Here is a 15,995-nt window from a genome sequence, read left to right as displayed (position 1 = left end):
GTCGAGAGACGGCCGGAGCGCTGCCTGGCGTATAGCTGTCCGCAGCGACGTGGCCCATGGTTGCGGTGTAGACGACGAACGCCCGCCGCCCGCCGCTTCAAGCAGCACGTGCTCGAAGCGGCGGAACAGCAGATCACGGTCGAATGGGGTCTCGGCGATCACCCCTGGCCGCCTGCCGGGCAGTGGCGACGCGAGCGGCCTGGCGGTGCGGCTGTGGTCAGCGGGCGAGCGGTATGCCTGCCTTCTGATTGAGTGCCGCGCCTGGAAGAATGCCGCAAAGTCGGGCGAGCTGGTCAATGACCTTGGCGGGCTCGTCGAAGGGATCCAGTCCGCTGACCTCGAGCGGGTCCAGGACGGGCACGTTGACGTGCGAGATCAGCGGATGCAGCGGCCGGTGATCGGACTCGCCGCTGCCCAGCAGGTCCTCGTGCAACTTCTCGCCGGGCCGCAGTCCGGTGTAGACGATCTCGACAGGGCTGGCCGCCTGTTCGACCATCCGACGCGCGATGTCGTCGATGCGTACGGGCTCGCCCATGTCCAGCACCAGGGCTTCGCCGTCCCGGCCGATGTTTGCTGCCTGGAGGACCAGGTGGACCGCCTCCTGCACGGTCATCAGATACCGGGTCACGTCGGGGTGGGTCACGGTCAGCGGCTGCCCTGCCTCGATCTGCCGCTGAAAGGCGGTCACCACCGAGCCCCGACTGCTCAGCACGTTGCCGAACCGGACGCTGAGGAAGGTGCCCGGGTGGGTTGCTGCGGCATGCGCGGTCAGCATCTCGGTGATGCGCTTCGAGTAACCGAGTACGCTGATCGGATCGGCGGCCTTGTCGGTCGAGATGTTGACGAAGCGTGCCACATCCCGGCAGGCGTCGAGCACGGTAAGAGTGCCCCAGACGTTGGTCTTGACGGCCTCTCCCGGGTGTCGTTCCAGCAGCGTCAGATGCTTCAGCGCCGCGGCGTGAAAGACGATCTCGGGGCGGCGCTCCCGCATGATGCTCCGGATCCCTTCATCGTCGCGCAGGTCGGCGAGAATGAGTTCGGGGCCGTCCAGCAGCGCCCGGCCGGTGAGCGACATCTGAAGGCTGTGCAAGGCTGACTCGTCGCGGTCCAGCATCATCAGCTCACCGGGGTTGGCCCGCAGGATCTGCCGGCACAACTCGGAGCCGATTGAACCACCCGCACCGGTGACCAGGACGCGTCGGCCGGTCAGCGCGTTGTCGTCCGTGGTCAGGTCGCCGACGACCTGGCGTCGACCGAGCAGGTCACCGATCTGCACATCCCGCACATCCCTGACTGTGATCCGGTGGTCCACCAACTCCCGAACGGGTGGAAGGATCTTGAATGCGGCACCGGTTCGGAGGGTTGCCTCGCGGATCTCACGGATCAGCGCGGCGTCGGCGTTCACCACGGAGAAGATCAGCGCAGTCGCACCAGTACGGTGGATGGCCTTCGCAATGTCGCCTCGGCCGCCCAGTACCGGGATGCCGGCGATGCGCAGGTCCTGCTTGCTCGGGTCGTCGTCGATCGCACCGACGGGCAGGTAGCGGCCCTTGGGATCGCCGAGCATCGCGCGTACGAGCCCCTGTCCCGCTTCCCCGAGGCCGAAGAGCAACACCGGGGTCGCGGAACGTGCGTCCGGGCGCATGGCACGGTCCCGCCGGTGCCGATGCAGGAGACGGAAGCTGAGCATCATCAACAGGGCGAGGGCACCGCCGACAACCGGCGTGCTGGCGGGCACTGGACGCTCACCGATCGCGAGCAGGGCGACCAAGGCGATCGTCGCCGTGGTGGCGGTGGTACCGGCGAGCCCACGGACCTCCTCGACGCTGCCGAGGGGCTGGCGGCCGGAGTAGATCCGGCGCATCGCGCTGAGGCCGACATGTAGCACGGCGGCACCTGCGCCGAGCAATATCGCACTGGTCGCCTGTTCGGCGGTGAGGCTCTGCTCATACCTCGCCCAGCCAGCGACCACGAATCCCCCGACCCACGCGAGGGCGTCAGTCACCAGGAAGGTGACGGTGCGACGACGATTCACCTCTGCCCGGCTTCTGGTCGCCGATTCCGTTCGTGAGGCGCGCTGCATTTCCGGCGGCATGTACGACTCCCTGTCCTGTTCGTGGCCGCAAGTGACCTACGGCTGGTCAGGGCCACGTATGTCCCCTAACTGCATAGCGGAACAAAAGGGATCGGATTCCAGGTTTCGTATTTTTGACACAGTGTCCGGGTTCGGATTTCGCACTCCGGGAAAGGTTCACCTTTCCTTCGAAAGGGATTCGCTTCGGCTGCGGGCGGATGCGGTCCGCAGCTCAGACCCGGCGGCGAGCTGCTCGCGTTGGTGCAGTGACAGTCAGTTCTGTCGGACGCGGTCGATTCCCCGTCCGAAGATGCTCCAGCAGCACGTCAGCGATCCGATCGGCTGCTCGCCCATCCCACAGTGATGGACAGCGTCGCGGAGGCGGAGCATGCATGACTTCCTTGGCAACCGTGACAATGCGTTGGGGATCCCGGCCGACAAGCACGTTCGTGCCCTGTTCGATGGTGATCGGCCGCTCGGTGTTCTCTCTCAGGGTCAAGCATGGAACGCCAAGCACGGTCGTCTCCTCTTGGACGCCGCCCGAGTCGGTCAAGACCATCCGTGCGGCAGCCTGTAGGCCGAGAAAGTCCAGGTATCCGGCCGGAGGTAGCAGCCGAAGCCCCGCTGGGGTACCGGAGGATGCGAGTCGCTGGGCCGTCCTCGGGTGGACGGTCATCACTAGCGGAAGCATGCTGGCGACCTCTCCCATCGCCGCCATCAGGGCACCGAGGGTAGCCGGATCGTCGACATTGGCGGGCCGGTGAAGGGTGACCAGGCCGAACTCGCCCGCCGTCAACCCGTGCCGCGCCAGTACGTCCGACTCTCTGGCTCGGGCAAGGTTGGCGAGCAACGTGTCAACCATGACGTTTCCGGTGAGGTGAATCTGGTGGGGGTGGTAGCCCTCCTGCCGAAGGTTGTCGACCGCGTCGGATGACGGGGCGAAGAGCAGATCGCTTAGCCGGTCCACCACGACGCGGTTGACCTCCTCCGGCATGGTCCAGTCCCGACTGCGAAGGCCCGCCTCCACGTGGGCCAGGACAGGGCCGGCGTGTGCGGTCACCAGAGCGCAGGCAAGCGTCGCGGTGACGTCGCCCACGACGACCACAGCGTCTGGCGAGACGTCGGCGAGCACCGGTTCGAAGCCGGACATTATCCGCGCTGTCTGCTCTGCCACACTCCCGGAACCGCTGCCGAGGTGCCAGTCGGGGGGACGCAACCCCAGATCGTCGAAGAACACGTCGCTCATTGCGTGGTCGTAGTGCTGGCCCGCATGCACCAATTCCACACGCGCTGAACGCCGCACCAGGGCGTCGAGCACCGGCTTGATCTTCATAAAGTTCGGTCGGGTTCCGGCGACCAGCATGACCGTCGGCATCCGATCACCTCTCCCGCAGAGTCTCGGCCAGTCTCGGAACCGGTGCGCTGGCTACCTGCCGAACCGCAACCGTCTCGTCCAAGACGCGCTGCAGACGCGCGGACATCACGGTGCGGGAGCGGTTCTCCTGAATGTATCGCCGACCCCGCTGGCCAAGTGTCCACAGCGAGTCGTCGTCCAGTCCGACCAACTTGCTGATCCCGCTCGCTAGTTCGCCGGGTGCGACGGCAACTCCGGCACCGGATTCAACGACGACGTCATGGGGTTCGCCCATGCAGTTGGTCACAACAGGCAGTCCTGCGGCCATGTAGTCGTAGAGCTTGTTCGGGCTGACGCCGAGCTGGAACACGGGCGCATCGGCCAACACGTGGATCCCGATATCAGCACTACCGAGGACACCGGCCAGCTCCTGCTTTGACATAGGGTCGAGGAAACGTACGTTGTCAATACTCTCGCGGTGAACCCGGTCCTTCAGCCGAACCTTTTCCATGCCGTCGCCGATGAGCAGGAATGTGTGTTCTGGTATGGCGGTCGCCGCGTCGAGCAGCATGTCCAGTCCATTGGCGGGGCCATGGGCGCCGGCGTAGACGAGCAGGCGGCCCCGTGTTTCACACCGTTCCCGCAGAGGGGCCAAGTCGGGACGGACGTCGAAGTCCGCTGGTTCCGCGCTGTTACTGACCCATTCCAGTTTCTCTGTCTCGATGCCCAGATCCTGAAAGTACGAGCGCCACGCAGCGGTCACAATTACGATGCGGTCGGCGCGCCGGTACAACCACCGTTCGAGTGCAGTCAGGAGCCGGTGCGTCAGTGAACCGGTGCGCAGATGGCGCGTGTCCACAATCGATTGAGGCCAAAGATCGCGAACCTCCAGCACGAAGGCCGTCCGACGTATCCGGGCGGACAACCATCCGGCAACCGGCGCCAGGATGTGTGGTGACGAAGCGTACACCACGTCGGGTCGAGGACCGCGTAGGGCGGTAAGGAAGGCCCTGAGGGAGTAAGTCAGCCAGTTCATCACCCGGCGATGATCATTAGCTTGGTATGCCGAGGCGCGTACCTGTATAAACGACGCGTCGTCAACCAGGAAACGCTGCTTGGATGCGTGATCGAAATCCGCAGCTACGATGACGTGTCGCCATCCTTTCAGTCTGCTGAACAGTTCCGCGTGGCGAGTCCCCCCGCCGGCAGTTACCGGTTTGGCGTAATGGTTGATGATCATTACAAATCGTGCATCAGGGCGTGTCATCTGTCGTACTCCTTTTCTCGCAGCGCCTGTCAGAACGACGGTCACGGTCGTTTCCATGAGATAGTCGCGGTAGTTCTATCCGCCGGTGAGGGCGGCCGTGCCTGAATCTCCGAGCGGTTCCCAACGGTACGCTTTCAGCCGGTTTCATTGACGACAATGCAGACCTTTTACTCGCGGAGTACTGGACTGGCGGGGTCATGTGATGACGTGGTTCCGGCCGTGCGTCTCAGTGAAGTGAGAAGTCGCGTGCAGATTGCCGATTCCAGTAGTTGACGGCGAGCGCTTCTCTCGGTGCCCGTGGGGCTCGTGGCGGTCTCAGTACGGCAATGACGGCGAGGATCCAGAAGAATCGGGTGTCGTAGTAGTCGCCGGAGAAGTTGCTTGCCACCCCGATGTAGATCGCAGCCACCGCGCAACCGATCTGTTCCTTAGAGACCGCCCTCCACGGTGTGCCTTCGCGCCAGAACCAGAACAGGGCCAGTGCAAATAGTGCCAGCGCTCCGATGCCGCTCTCGGCGGCCAAGGCGAGCATGTAGTTATGGGGGTAGACAAATCCGAAATTGGCATAGTAGCTGTCGAGGCCGCCTCCGAGGATCGGGTGATCGAGGAAGAACGACCATGCCCACGACATCAGCATCGGCCGCGAGGAGAAGTCCCCTTGCTGAATCCCGCTCATGGAGTACCGCCACTCCGCGAGGGCCGCAACCGCGTCTCCGAGGAATCTCCATACGGCCCAAGCCACCAGCGAAGCGACAACGGCGGTGGCGATCAATGTCACGACGCGGCGTCGGCGCAAAAAGAGTAGGAAGAAGGCCAGCGCGGCGCCGACGAGCGACACGAGACCGCCTCGTGAGCCGGACAGCATGGCTGCAGCCGCCAGCAGTGGGAGTGGTATGAGCAAGAGCCATCGGCGGTGGACGACAGCTAGTGCTATCGCGGCGATGATACCTAGGCAGGTCACACGCACGAATACGTTGGGTCCGCCGCCGAAAGCGGAGTACCTGCCCTGCGTCTGCGGGCCGGCTATCAGACCCGCTACGGCGTAGACGATTCCAGCAATCAGCATCAGGGCGAGGAAGACGCGAGCCGCGCGGGCCGGCTCGGCTGCGGCGAGGATCGTGGCTGCCAGGACGAGGACCAACATCGCGACGAGGTCCCAGGTCAACTTGCCGACGCGAGCCTCCGGCGGTGCCCACAGTCCAGTAATCAACTGAAGTCCTATAAGGAAGCAGAAAAATGTGACCATGCGGGGCCAGTGCAGACGAATGCCTCGTGCCGATGCGCCGGCATACTGGACGAGTGCCCCGAAACCCAGCAGCGTCAAGCCGGGTACACGTAGGTCCGTTAGGCCGTACGTCGGCAGATCGAGGCGGCCAGGCGAGAACCTGCCAGCGAGTGCGACGACGAACAGGGCGGTCAGCAGCAGCACAGAAACGCGCAGTGCGCCAGGACGGCGAGTGGAACCAGAGCCGGTTCGATCTACGCGCAAAGGCGTCATCCCCGGTGGCTCGGGGTGAATCCGCTGAGTCAAGGCATACTCCGAAGGTCGGATGGGCGAGCAATTCGATCGGCGACGGTCAAGGCGGCGGCCTTGGCAGGACGGCCACCATGAGCCAGCAGTGCCAGGACAGCACCGACGCCGTATGCAGCCGCAGAGCCGACAGCGGCCCCCATTGCGCCATACCTGGGAATTAGAACGAGGTAGCAGCTGAGCGCTACCACCATCGCCGGTATGTCGGCGGCGAGTGCCGCTCGGGCGCGACCGCTGGCGACGCCGAGACCAATTGCGACGCGGCTGACGCTGTAGAAGGCGGCACCAACGGCTAGCGGTGCGAGCAGCCCCACGGAGTCCCGGTATTCGGTGCCGAAGATCGGCACCACCAGGAAGTGACCTAGTAGCAGCAGAACCAAACCGGCGGTCGCACCGTAAGCCGCCGCAGTCAGCACCGGCCCGGTGCGGCGCAGCTCGCCGGAGAGGAAGCGCTGGTGCCAGCGTGGCAATTGGGCATCCACCCAGCTCTGCACGGGCCAGATCGCGAACTCGGCGACCGTGGCGATAACGATGTAGATGCCTAGTTGTTCGTAGGTGCCCAGCCAAGGCAACATCAATCTGTCCGCACGAAGCATCACCATGCTGGCGACGGCTGCGGGCATAAGCCGTAGGCCAAGGCGGCGGGCAGGGACGAGGCTGTGTGGCGTCGCCGGTCCATCGCGCTGGTTGCGCAATGTCACAAAGGCAAGCACGGGACCGATTCCGACTGCCAACCCATATCCCAGCAGCCAGACGTTCGGTGAGTCCACGCTGCCGACCGTGAGAATCATCGCCGTTAAAACGAGGGCCACCTGGCCGGTGATGGTGGCGGTGACATAAGGCCGGACGACCCCGGCCGCCACCGCCCCAGTCCGAAGGGACGCCGTCACGACCAGCGCGCATGCACTCACCGTGAAGCCGGCGACGGCTAGTACGGCGCCGGCCGGCTCGCTCCCACCGACGTAGTAGACGAGCGGTCCAGCAATAAGGAATACAACTGCTGCTGAAGGCGCGACGAGACGTAGCGTGTCGGCGGAGGTGTCCTGCACTTGTCGTCCGGATGCGACTGTCGCTGGGTAGGACCGATCGATACCTGCAATCGCGAGCATGTTGGCCAGATAGGTGACCTGAAGCAGCAGTGCCAGGTTGCCGCGGCCGGCCGGCCCCAGCGCACGTGCGGCCATCACGTTGATGATCAAGCTGGCTGCCCCAACAATCACTTGGGCAACAACGAGGAACCCGGCTGTCGCCAGCGGCGATTGTCGTGCTGGTCTGCGCATTCGGAAGGTATGCCGGGCACCTCCGCCGGAGAGCGACGCCTGCGATTGAGACACCCTCATCGGGTCGATTCCGGCAGCTCGCTGGACATCCTCAGAAACTCGGCTCGTATCGGTCGACCGTCTGCGGCGTTCCTGTCTTCTGCGCTTTCCGTCAGATAGTAGTCCTTGACGGGTAGAAGCCGGGTGACGGCGGCCGCGAGGGCATCAGCATCGGCAACGGCCGGTACCCGGGTCGCCGTGCCGACGATCCGAAGGTTCATGTCGCGGATTCCTGCGCGAACCGCAAGATCCCCAAAGCCGTACAGATTCCGGTGCGCGACGTAGAACGGCCAGTTGATCAATCTGAGGGCGGCCGGCGAGTGTTCACTCGGGTAAACGTCGCGCCATCGGGAACGAGACAGTTCGGTAAAACCGTGGGAGAGATAGAGGCGGTGTGCGGCAGGATTATCCAGCGATACGTCAAGCGCGAGTCTTCGGCAGAGTAGCCGCTCAGCCAACTTCCGCCCGTCGCTCAACAGCCGTGTGCCCAGGCCCTGTCCGCGCTCATCTTCGCGTACCGCCACTCCGTTGAGGAACAGTTGTCCTGGCAGAATCCGCCAGTCAGCGATAGCCCGTAGGCCCCGAGGACCGCGTATGGCGCGCAGGATCAGCGAGCGCGAGGCGATCGGAGGTGTTACCGCTGCGGCTAGGTACGATCGGTAACCGGCAGCGTGGTAGGCGACCAGTCCGGCACACGCTTGGGGAACGGAGGCGCCCAACAGGTCCACCGCCTCGCCGAGTGCGGGATCGTTGCCGTCGAGAGTCTCGACTTCGGGCGTGGTCAGGAGGGCGTACATGTGAGCTGCCGTTCCTTGTCCAGGTCAAGCATCTCCGCACCGGGATCTAGGGCGACGCCGTTGGCACGGGAAACCTTCCCGATGGTTGCGACGAGGATGCGTAGGTCCAACCAGAGGCTCCACTCGTCGACGTACCGCACGTCGAGTGCAAGGCGCTCGTTCCACGGAAGGCCGTTACGTCCGCTGATCTGCGCCAGTCCGGTTATTCCGGGCCGGACTTCAAAGCGCCGCCGCTCGCGCTCGGTGTACCAGGCGTTGTAACGGGTTAGTAGCGGTCGTGGACCCACGAGGCTTAGATCGCCTTTGATGACATTCACCAATTGGGGCAGCTCGTCGATGCTAAGCCGACGCAGTACGCGGCCAATTCCACGGCAGCGGATCGAGTCGGGCAGGAGGTTGCCGTCTGCGTCCCGTTCGTCAGACATGGTGCGTAGCTTCATGATCTTGAATGGTTTTTTCCGCCAGCCGCAGCGCTCTTGGACAAAGAAGACCGGGGCGCCCAGCTGGATCTGAATGAGAAGAGAGGCGACTGCGATCACTGGCGCTGCCAGCGTGAGGACGACTAGGGCGGTCACGACGTCCAGTACCCGCTTTACTCGGCGTTGCACAGATTTTGACACAAGCTTCCCTCGGCAATCGCTCCATAGGTCTGCCTATGAGTTTTACCAGGACGTTCAGTCCTTCGTGGCGCGTTTCATGTTTGCGGAAGAGGTTGCCGATACTCGGGGAAGAAATCGGGTTGTGGACTCCAGCCCGGGTCTCGCCGTCGGGCTTCGGCAATGTGCGCCTGAGTCAACGCGTCATACCGCGACTGGTCCAGCACCCGGGACCCGGTTGAGAACGTCAGCAGATTCTGAGGCGCGAAAGACTTCTTGTAGCGGAAGATGCCGTCGTCCGGGGCGTACCCGCCACCAAGGAGGAAGCGCCGCTGGCCATGGTGATGGCCCCACCGGAAAATCTCGTACTTGAGCAGGTCGTTCGGGCGTAGGTCGAACGCTTCCTCGTCGGTGCCGCCAAGGAATGAGTACATGTTGCGACTGGAAATTAGGACGAGTTCGGTCGAGATAACTCGACCCTGGTGCTGTGCATGGAAGAAGATTGCCTGACCGGGCAGGTCTCGCAGCAGTGTCTCGAAGAAGTCTCGCGGAAAGTGGTAGAGTTCCCCTGCGCCTCGGCGTCGCATCGTTGTCTCATAGATGCGCAGAAAGTCGTTGAGCCGGTCACCCGTTTCGTCGACCTCGACGACGACGCCGTTACGCCGAGCCTTATTCACATTCTTTCGGACCTTGTGTTCGAACTCCATCCACATCTGTTCCGGTGGTGTGTCGAGGTTGCGCACCACATTAGTCAGCCGCGGTTGGACGTTCCCGGGATGCGGGAGGATCTGTTCGGGATAGATGTGAAGCCGACAAAACTCGCTCACTACCCGGCGAGAGTGGCAGTACTTGTCGAAAGAAATCCAGAACGCCTTCGCCTCAACCTCGTCGACGTTCTGTTGGAAGGCTCCTCCGCTACCGCCGTAAGGACTCGTGATGTCGTGAGACAGCGGATCGTCCCGGAGATGCGTTGCGTCCACGGGTCGCAGCAGGAACGGGTAGAGAATGAAGCCGTCGCGGGTCCGTGCGTACGCCGCTAGGGGTTCGTCCTGCTCTCGGGCGAACAACCGCACATAGCCGGGGTGGGCGCACACCTCTCGGTCCGGCCAGGCTGCGTGAACCTTCTCCCACCTGGCCGTATCGCGTGGGTGACGGGCGTTCCAAATTTCCAGCTTCATTCCTGCACCATTTGATCAACAAGAGGTACGGTCATCGGCGGTCGAGGAACTCCTCGATCGCAGCGGCAACCCGGCCGGCGTGGCGGTCAGTCATGGCAGAGCCACTGGGTAGGGTGAGTCCATCTGCGAAAAGTCGCTCTGCGGCCCCGGAGAGGACGCTGCGGGCTCCGGCGAAGACCGGTTGCAGGTGCATGGGCTTCCAGATCGGCCGGGTTTCGATACCGAACGCGTCTAGGAACCGGGCAAGATCGACAGCGCGCCACCCAGCTGCTGCATGATCGACCACGATGCTGGTGAGCCAGCAGTTGGCGCCTGTGTCAATGTCGGCGAGTATCCGGACACCCGGTACGGCGGCAAAGATCTTCGCATAACGCTCGCGGTGGGCTCGGCGCCTGGCGAGCATCCCGTCCAGGCGACGTAGCTGTGCCCGACCCAGGGCAGCCAGCAGGTTACTCAGCCGGTAGTTGTAGCCGATGTCGGTGTGCTCGTAGTGGGGTACCGGCTGACGGGCCTGAGTGGACAGGTAACGGCACCGGGCGACAAGATCGGCATCGTCCGAGACCAGCATTCCTCCACCAGAGGTGGTGATGATCTTGTTGCCGTTGAACGACAGCACAGCCGCCCGTCCAAAGGAGGCTGCTGGCCGGCCGTTCCGGACCGCACCGAGGGCCTCTGCGGCGTCCTCCACGACCGGTACCGCCGATGCCTCGCAGATGGGCAGGATGCGCCCGTAGTCGGCACAGGATCCGAACATGTCCACGGGCAGCACTGCGGCAACTCGCCGGTTGGCGCGTCGAAGTTCACGCAGTGCTCGTTCGAGCAGGTCCGGGTCCAGGTTGCCCGACTCGGGCTCACAGTCAACGAAGGCCGGCTCGGCTCCGGTGTAGGCGACCGCGTTAGCGGTGGCGATGAAGGTCAGCGTAGGCACCACCACGACATCGCCCGGCCCCGTGCCGAGGGCCGACAGGGCAAGATGCAGCCCGGCCGTGCCGGACGTGAGCGCGACGGCGTGCTTTCGACGCACCCGTGCGGCGACTTCGCGTTCGAAGGCTTCAAGTTCTGGGCCGACAGGTGCCACCCAGCCCGACCGCAATGCGTTGAGGAGGTACGACTCCTCCAACGGGCCGACGTCCGGGGGTGAGAGCAGGATGCGCTCCTTCGCACCTTCCGGTCGTCGACCGGTGTCCTCGTATACCGCCATCGCCCGCCCCCGTCCGTCCCGCTTGTCGCGGTTGCTTCCGAGGAGGTCAACGACGTAGCTGGCCGTCGGTGTTGCCCTTGTGCAACGAGAACAGGTTCTCGCATTATGTGGCCCGGTTTATGTGCTTATCGTGCGTAGCTCGGCGACGTGCGAGGTTCGGCTAGCCCCAGTCGTCGCCGGCGTCGAGACGTCTGGTGAGCATGTCACGCAAAGGCATCGACTCGCCGTCGCGGCCACCGCGCCCAATGATGAGCGGTGCTGCGGCTGGCTCCGCAGCGGCACCGAAGAAACGGGCACGCAGGCTCGCCGGCACGGTCAACAGATAAAAATGTCCCTGCGGGTCGACCGCACGGATCCGAGACCGGTCCACGTACCAACCGGTGAGTCGGGTGCGATAGCGGGCACTTCCGTCGTAGGAGCGGGCGACAAGTCTGGTCGTGCGTAGCCCCCGTCGGGTCGCCTCTGCGGCGAACCACGCCACCAACTCGGCCGCTGCGGCCTGCTCGGTAGCCCGCTGGCGGGCATCAGCCTCGGCATGTGCTCGGACAGCCCGACGCTGGTGCTCCCGCCACTCACCAGGATCGTCGGCCACGACGGCCACGATACGCCGGACTGAGGACCCGGTTGCCTTGGGACGCTGCCGAGCCGACGCTGGTGTGTCCGCGAAGGCGTCAGCTCGGCATCGCGAAACGGTTAGGCCAGTCCGGCGCGGCGCAAGGCCTCCGCCATGGCGTCGTTGGTCGGCATCGGCGTTCCGGCACCGCGCCCCTGGCGCGGGCCGCTCCGCGAGCCCCGCTCACCGCGTTGCATATCGCCCTGCCCACCCTGCGGTCCGCCGCCCTGGCCGGCCCGCGGTCCTCCCCGGTCCCGGCGAACTCTGTCGCCCTGGGGGCGGCTCGCGGTAGAGGCATCGTCCTCCAGCCGTAGGGTCAGCGAGATGCGCTTGCGCGGCACGTCGACGTCCAGCACCTTGACCTTCACCACGTCGCCGGACTTGACCACGTCGCGGGGATCCTTCACGAAGGTGCGGGACATCGCCGACACGTGCACCAGGCCGTCCTGGTGCACCCCGACGTCGACGAACGCGCCGAACGCGGCGACGTTGGTGACCACGCCCTCCAGCACCATCCCCGGCGTCAGGTCACTGATCTTCTCCACACCCTCGACGAAGGTCGCCGTCTTGAACTCCGGCCGTGGGTCGCGGCCCGGCTTCTCCAACTCGGCGAGGATGTCGGTGACGGTGGGCAGGCCGAACGTGTCGTCGACGAAGTCGGTGGCGCGCAGCCCCCGCAGGATGGCGCTCTTGCCGATGATCGAGCGCAGGTCCTGACCGGTCGAGGCGAGGATCCGGCGTACCACCGGGTACGCCTCGGGGTGCACGCTTGAGGAGTCCAGCGGGTCGTCGCCGCCGGGGATGCGCAGGAAGCCGGCGCACTGTTCGAACGCCTTCGGGCCGAGCCGGGCGACCTTCTTCAGCTCGGCCCGGGTGCGGAACGGGCCGTTGGCGTCCCGGTGCAGCACGATGTTCTCGGCCAGCCCGGCGCCGATGCCGGAGACCCGGGTCAGCAGCGGCGCGGAGGCGGTGTTCACGTCCACGCCGACGCCGTTGACGCAGTCCTCCACCACCGCGTCCAACGACCGGGAGAGCTTCACCTCGGACAGGTCGTGCTGGTACTGCCCGACGCCGATGGAGCGCGGGTCGATCTTCACCAGCTCGGCGAGCGGGTCCTGCAGCCGGCGGGCGATGGAGACCGCGCCGCGCAACGACACGTCCAGGCCAGGCAGCTCCTGCGCCGCGTACGCGGAGGCGGAGTAGACCGACGCGCCGGCCTCGGAGACCACCACCTTTGTCAGCTTCAACTCCGGGTGCCGCTTGATCAGGTCACCGGCCAGCTTGTCGGTCTCCCGGCTGGCGGTGCCGTTGCCGATGGCGACCAGTTCGACCCCGTGCGCCGCGGCGAGCGTGGCCAGGGTGTGCAAGGAGGCGTCCCACTGCCGGCGCGGCTCGTGCGGGTAGATCGTGTCGGTGGCGACCACTTTGCCAGTGGCGTCCACCACCGCCACCTTCACGCCGGTACGCAGGCCCGGGTCCAGCCCCATGGTGGGCCGGGCGCCGGCCGGCGCGGCCAGCAGCAGATCCCGCAGGTTCGTGGCGAAGACCCGGACGGCCTCCTCCTCGGCCGCCTGCCAGAGCCGCATCCGCAGGTCCGCGCCGAGGTGGATGAGGATGCGGGTACGCCAGGCCCAGCGGACCGTGTCGGCGAGCCAGCGGTCGGCGGGCCACCCGGCGTCGCTGACCCCGAACCGGCCGGCGATGGCGGCCTCGTAGCGGGTCGGCCCGGTCACCGCCGCGTCGGCGTCGCCCTCGCCCTCCGGGTCCATGGTCAGGTCGAGTACGCCCTCCTTCTCGCCCCGGAACATGGCCAGGATGCGGTGCGAGGGCAGCTTCGGGTACGGCTCGGCGAAGTCGAAGTAGTCGGCGAACTTCGCTCCGGCGGACTCCTGTCCCTCGCGTACCCGGGACACCAGCCGGCCCCGCGACCACATCTGCTCGCGCAGCGTGCCGATCAGGTCGGCGTCCTCGGCGAACCGCTCGATCAGGATGGCCCGCGCCCCGTCCAGCGCGGCGGCGGCGTCCGCCACCCCCTTGTCGGCGTCGACGTACGCCGCCGCCACCGAGCGCGGATCCTGGGTGGGGTCGCCGAGCAGCGTGTCGGCCAGGGGCTCCAGCCCGGCCTCGCGGGCGATCTGCGCCCGGGTCCGCCGCTTCGGCTTGTACGGCAGGTAGATGTCCTCCAGGCGGGACTTCGAGTCGGCCGCCATGATCTGCGCTTCCAGGGCCTCGTCGAGCTTGCCCTGGGAGCGGATGGACTCCAGCACCGCCGCGCGCCGCTCGTCCAGCTCGCGCAGGTACCGCAGACGCTCCTCCAGGGTGCGCAGCTGGGTGTCGTCGAGCAGGCCGGTGGCCTCCTTCCGGTACCGCGCGATGAACGGCACGGTGGCACCACCGTCGAGCAGCTCCACGGCCGCGCGTACCTGGCGCTCGGCGACGCCGAGTTCCTCGGCGATCCGCTGATGAACAGAGAGGGTCACGATGTCGCTCCGCCTTCGGGTGTGGGTTCCGTGGTGCATTCTGCCGGGCTACCGTGGCGATCATGGAACCACCTGCGGACCCCCGGGCGCGCCGACTCTTCGGCGGCAGCGCGCGGGCCCTCGGCGACCTCGCCACCAGCCCGTTCCGGGCCGACCGGGACCGCATCGTCGGCTCGCCGTTCTTCACCCGGCTCGGCGGCGTCACCCAGGTGGTCAGCCCGGGCGGGTCCGGGCTGCTGGTGCACAACCGGCTCACCCACAGCCTGAAGGTCGCCCAGGTGGCCCGGTCGATCGCCGAGCGGCTCACCGCCGACGACCACCAACGTGACCTGGTGGAGAAGCTGGGCGGCTGCGACCCGGACGTGGTGGAGGCCGCCGCGCTCGCCCACGACCTCGGGCATCCGCCCTTCGGGCACCTGGGGGAGCGGGTGCTGGACCGGCTGGCCCGGCACCGGCTCGGCCTGACCGACGGGTTCGAGGGCAACGCCCAGTCGTACCGGATCGTCACCTCGACCGAGATCCGGGGTGCGGCGACCACCGGCCTGGACCTGACCGCCGCGGTGCGGGCGGCGATGCTGAAGTACCCGTGGACCCGGCTGGACCACCCCGACCCGCACCCCCGGACGATGGATCCGCCGCCGCGCGGCGCGACCCCGCCGCCCGACGACCCGGACAGCGGCTCGCTGAAGTTCGGGGCGTACCGCACGGAACTGGACGACCTGCGGCAGGCGCGGGCACCTTTCGCCGGGCGGATCGCCGACTGGCAGCAGACCGTCGAGGCGTCGGTGATGGACACCGCCGACGACATCGCGTACGCCATCCACGACGTGGAGGACTTCTACCGGGTCGGGGTGCTCCAGCAGGGCGCGGTGGCCGCCGAGCTGATGGCGTGGCAGCGCGAGGGCGGCCATCTGCGGGCGATCACCGACTCCGCGCTGGCCACCTCGGCCCGCCGGCCCGGCTCGTCGATCGAGCGGCTGCGTCGCCAACTGCACCACAAGGACGCCTGGATCGCCGACGACGAGGCGTTCGCCGCCGCCGTCGAGCACGTCCGGGAGGAACTGGTCGAGGGGCTGCTCGCGTTGCCGTTCGACGGTTCGATCGAGGCGGAACAGTACGTGGCCCGCTTCTCCGCCCGCTGGACCACCCGTTTCGTGGACGCGATCACCGTCGTCGAGCAGCCGGCCGTGCGCTCCGGGCACGTGCTGCTGGCCCCGGCGCAGTGGCACGAGGTGCAGGTGCTCAAGTTCGTCCACCACCGGTTCGTGCTGGCCCGTCCCGACCTGGCGCTGCACCAGCGTGGTCAGGCCCGGCTGCTCGACACCCTGGTCGACGCGCTGCGCGAGTGGCTGCTGGATCCGGAGGAGGAGTCCCGGCTGCCCCGGCGGCTGCACGACCTGGTGGAGCTGGCCGAGGCGGAACTGCACCCGCGTACCCCGGACCGCATCGGCAAGGCACGTGGCCGGGCCATCGTGGACTTCGTCGCCCAGCTCACCGACGGCCAGGCGGTGGCGATGCTGGATGCGCTCTCCGGCCGCTCCGGCGCCCTCTGGACCGACGCCTTCGTCCTCTGAGGCGACCGGCC

Annotated in this window: 11 protein-coding genes and 1 pseudogene; 1 reads left to right on the top strand and 11 read right to left on the bottom strand. The window is 66.3% G+C overall.

Annotated elements, in window-relative coordinates:
• Positions 1 to 217: 217 nt before the first annotated feature.
• The 11 genes and pseudogenes from O7624_RS06235 to O7624_RS06185 all read right to left on the bottom strand — a co-directional run bounded on the left by O7624_RS06235 (position 218) and on the right by O7624_RS06185 (position 14,474).
• Positions 218 to 2,083, bottom strand: coding sequence for a nucleoside-diphosphate sugar epimerase/dehydratase (locus O7624_RS06235; protein WP_282240561.1), 1,866 nt, complete (start codon positions 2,081 to 2,083; stop codon positions 218 to 220).
• Between the two features lie 223 nt (positions 2,084 to 2,306).
• Positions 2,307 to 3,449 carry a UDP-N-acetylglucosamine 2-epimerase (non-hydrolyzing) gene (gene wecB / locus O7624_RS06230; protein ID WP_282239269.1) on the bottom strand — a complete coding sequence of 381 codons (1,143 nt, stop codon included), beginning with the start codon at positions 3,447 to 3,449 and terminating at the stop codon, positions 2,307 to 2,309.
• Positions 3,450 to 3,453: 4 nt separating this feature from the next.
• The gene (locus O7624_RS06225; protein ID WP_282239268.1) at positions 3,454 to 4,695 is read right to left on the bottom strand and encodes a glycosyltransferase family 4 protein; all 1,242 of its coding nucleotides are present in this window, start codon (positions 4,693 to 4,695) and stop codon (positions 3,454 to 3,456) included.
• A 226-nt stretch (positions 4,696 to 4,921) separates the two neighbouring features.
• The gene (locus tag O7624_RS06220; protein ID WP_282239267.1) at positions 4,922 to 6,124 is read right to left on the bottom strand and encodes an O-antigen ligase family protein; all 1,203 of its coding nucleotides are present in this window, start codon (positions 6,122 to 6,124) and stop codon (positions 4,922 to 4,924) included.
• 98 nt (positions 6,125 to 6,222) lie between these two features.
• Positions 6,223 to 7,425, bottom strand: a complete 1,203-nt coding sequence (locus O7624_RS06215; protein WP_282239266.1) for a polysaccharide biosynthesis C-terminal domain-containing protein — start codon at positions 7,423 to 7,425, stop codon at positions 6,223 to 6,225.
• Positions 7,426 to 7,562: 137 nt separating this feature from the next.
• Positions 7,563 to 8,342 (bottom strand): GNAT family N-acetyltransferase, encoded by a 780-nt coding sequence (locus tag O7624_RS06210; protein WP_282239265.1) that lies wholly within the window; start codon positions 8,340 to 8,342, stop codon positions 7,563 to 7,565.
• Positions 8,327 to 8,950 (bottom strand): sugar transferase, encoded by a 624-nt coding sequence (locus O7624_RS06205; RefSeq protein WP_282239264.1) that lies wholly within the window; start codon positions 8,948 to 8,950, stop codon positions 8,327 to 8,329. The genes O7624_RS06210 and O7624_RS06205 overlap by 16 nt, the downstream gene beginning before the upstream one ends.
• Positions 8,951 to 9,036: 86 nt before the next feature.
• Positions 9,037 to 10,116: a GNAT family N-acetyltransferase gene (locus tag O7624_RS06200; protein WP_282239263.1), complete on the bottom strand. Its 1,080-nt coding sequence runs from the start codon at positions 10,114 to 10,116 to the stop codon at positions 9,037 to 9,039.
• A 31-nt stretch (positions 10,117 to 10,147) separates the two neighbouring features.
• Positions 10,148 to 11,236, bottom strand: coding sequence for an aminotransferase class I/II-fold pyridoxal phosphate-dependent enzyme (locus tag O7624_RS06195; protein ID WP_348774978.1), 1,089 nt, complete (start codon positions 11,234 to 11,236; stop codon positions 10,148 to 10,150).
• 241 nt (positions 11,237 to 11,477) lie between these two features.
• Positions 11,478 to 11,909 carry a hypothetical protein gene (locus O7624_RS06190; RefSeq protein ID WP_282239261.1) on the bottom strand — a complete coding sequence of 144 codons (432 nt, stop codon included), beginning with the start codon at positions 11,907 to 11,909 and terminating at the stop codon, positions 11,478 to 11,480.
• A 101-nt stretch (positions 11,910 to 12,010) separates the two neighbouring features.
• Positions 12,011 to 14,474 (bottom strand): annotated as a pseudogene (locus O7624_RS06185) (Tex family protein).
• Between O7624_RS06185 and dgt the strand changes: the two are divergent.
• Complete coding sequence (gene dgt / locus O7624_RS06180) at positions 14,473 to 15,984, top strand: dGTP triphosphohydrolase (RefSeq protein ID WP_282239259.1); 1,512 nt, start codon at positions 14,473 to 14,475, stop codon at positions 15,982 to 15,984. The pseudogene O7624_RS06185 and the gene dgt overlap by 2 nt on opposite strands.
• Positions 15,985 to 15,995 lie beyond the last annotated feature (11 nt).

The sequence above is a fragment of the Verrucosispora sp. WMMD1129 genome, from assembly GCF_029581255.1.
GTDB classification, from domain to species: Bacteria; Actinomycetota; Actinomycetes; order Mycobacteriales; family Micromonosporaceae; genus Micromonospora; species Micromonospora sediminimaris.
This window is presented reverse-complemented; position numbering and strand designations above follow the sequence as displayed.

Coding starts and splice junctions, on each gene's coding strand:
- O7624_RS06235 (WP_282240561.1), bottom strand. CDS start 2,083: ATGCAGCGCGCCTCACGAACGGAATCGGCGACCAGAAGCCGGGCAGAG.
- wecB (WP_282239269.1), bottom strand. CDS start 3,449: ATGCCGACGGTCATGCTGGTCGCCGGAACCCGACCGAACTTTATGAAG.
- O7624_RS06225 (WP_282239268.1), bottom strand. CDS start 4,695: ATGACACGCCCTGATGCACGATTTGTAATGATCATCAACCATTACGCC.
- O7624_RS06210 (WP_282239265.1), bottom strand. CDS start 8,342: ATGTACGCCCTCCTGACCACGCCCGAAGTCGAGACTCTCGACGGCAAC.
- O7624_RS06200 (WP_282239263.1), bottom strand. CDS start 10,116: ATGAAGCTGGAAATTTGGAACGCCCGTCACCCACGCGATACGGCCAGG.
- dgt (WP_282239259.1), top strand. CDS start 14,473: ATGGAACCACCTGCGGACCCCCGGGCGCGCCGACTCTTCGGCGGCAGC.